Source organism: Thermodesulfobium sp. 4217-1, from assembly GCF_039822205.1.
In the GTDB taxonomy this organism is placed as follows: Bacteria; Thermodesulfobiota; Thermodesulfobiia; order Thermodesulfobiales; family Thermodesulfobiaceae; genus Thermodesulfobium.
In genome coordinates this window covers 1-1,985 of the sequence record NZ_JBAGBW010000051.1, presented here as the reverse complement: position 1 = coordinate 1,985, position 1,985 = coordinate 1, and the positions used below count along the sequence as shown (strand labels likewise).

General features: G+C 31.6%; 1 protein-coding gene. It reads right to left on the bottom strand.

Features of this window, described 5'->3' with window-relative positions; translation table 11 throughout:
- Window positions 1-97: 97 nt before the first annotated feature.
- Window positions 98-1,846 carry an IS1634 family transposase gene (locus V4762_RS09905; RefSeq protein WP_347315615.1) on the bottom strand — a complete coding sequence of 583 codons (1,749 nt, stop codon included), beginning with the start codon at window positions 1,844-1,846 and terminating at the stop codon, window positions 98-100.
- Window positions 1,847-1,985: the final 139 nt, after the last annotated feature.

Below are 1,985 nucleotides of genomic sequence, written 5' to 3'. Positions count from 1 at the left end.
CCCATCTTTGACAGTTGGACGGCATAAAAATCCTTGTAAACGTTGATAATTAGGGCTTTTTAGGACTTTGTATTTATGTAAAAAGTGCGTATTTTTTTTATCTTTTTAATTCTTTAATAATTTGTTTCATCATTTTTGTTGAACAAATTTGATAATCAGTTCGAAAACCAAAAGTATCATGTAGTGCATCAGTGAACTCTGTTCTTGTGTAGGTTGGAATATATCCCTCACCCTTAGCATCAAGGAAGTTCATATTCCTAAGTCCGCAGATAATCTCATGACAGGTGAATTTCTCTTTAAGCTGTTTCTCTAACAGTCTATAAATAATTAGAGATATAAAGCAAGTGGTGAAGTGTGCTTCAATCCTATCATCTTTACTTAAATAAACTGGTCTAGCCTTAAATTCACTTTTCATAATTCTAAAGCATTCTTCAATTTCCCATCTTCTTTTATTAATTTTGATAATTTCAGATATATCATCTTCTAAGTTAGTACAGACTCCATAAAAGCCATCAAAGGCTTCTTCTTTTTGAATTAAAGGAAAGTCAATGCCGTATGTTTCGTTTTCTGCAACTTCTCCATTAGCAGTACAACTTGTTTTAGTGATAAATCTCTTGTAATCGTTAGCATTGCATTTCTTGATCTTTGTAGAGTTGCTATTTATTGCTCTTAGAGCTCTTTCTATTTGAGAGTTTCGAATTATGCGCTGATAATCTCTGTATTTTATAGAATACGTTACAATTAGCCTTTGTTCAAAGTCATTTTCTTTAATCCAGCGCTCTTTGTAAAAGACTTGATTTCTTATCTTTTCTTTAGCTTTAGAGTCTGCTTTATCTATCATTTCATCAAGTTTAGAAATGTCATAGCTTTTTTTGCCATCAGGAAGTTTCCATCCATCTGTAGAAAGAGCCCACTTCCTAAGATGCTCTTTTAACTTCTTTATAGACTGTGTTGTAATAAAGGCACGCTCTTTTTTGCTGTTAAACTTTCTATTAGCTTCACTAGCAAGACCTGCATCTGTGCAAACGATAAATTTAGAGAGTTCAAAGTCAGAGATGATTTTGTTTTCTAAAGGCTTTAAGGTCAATTGTTCATTCATATTGCCTCTGTTAATGCTAAAGGCTAAAGGAATTCCATCACCATCCATAAACAGACCCATTTGCACAATTGGATTTGGTCTATGTTCTTTAGATGGACCATACTGCTTCTTACCTTCTTCTTGCTCTATCTCAAAGAAGTAGTTGGTACAGTCATAGTAAAGGATACCTGTTTTTCTCTTAGAAACTTTCAAACTGTTTTTGTATAACGAGGACTGGATAAAATCTGTTTCCTTAGCAATTACTTCAAGAGCTCTATATATCTGGTGTAAATCAAAATTTGGTTGTTCAATAAACCTCTTAGAAAGCTCATAGGTTGCAAGCTTAGAAGAAGGAAAAATAATTCTACTATATACAAGCCTTGATAATATAGAATCTAGGTCAAAGTCAAATTTATACTTATTGGTAATCTCATTACAAATTTTATGTAGTCCTAATTTATAGTATATTTCTTGTAGGAATAGATATCCACCGTTAAAGGAACGCTGTTCATCTTTCAAAATAATCTTAGACTGTTCAAAAGGAATAAGTATCTTCCTTGTTTGTTCTTTTTCCTTTTCATTTAATTTTCTAATATATTCTTTAGCCCACTTATATGGATCTTCACCTTTAAGCTTTTCTCTGAGTTCAACTTCTGTTCCAAGCTTTTCAACAATCTTAGAAGAATTTGATTTTGTTTTACTGTTGTAAACAGATTTTATTACATATAACGAAGCTGAATTTTTAGATTTGGTCACATTAAGTCTCATTTTAATATCGCCTCCTTACGCTATATTATAACATAAAATACGATAAAATGCGAGATATTAAAACAATAAATTTGACAAAAAAATGACTATATATTAAGCTATTTTAGGATTTTGGACCTGCTCAACTGTCAAACTACCG

Excerpts from the sequence above, each read along its gene's own strand:
- V4762_RS09905 (WP_347315615.1), bottom strand. The coding sequence starts at position 1,846 with ATGAGACTTAATGTGACCAAATCTAAAAATTCAGCTTCGTTATATGTA.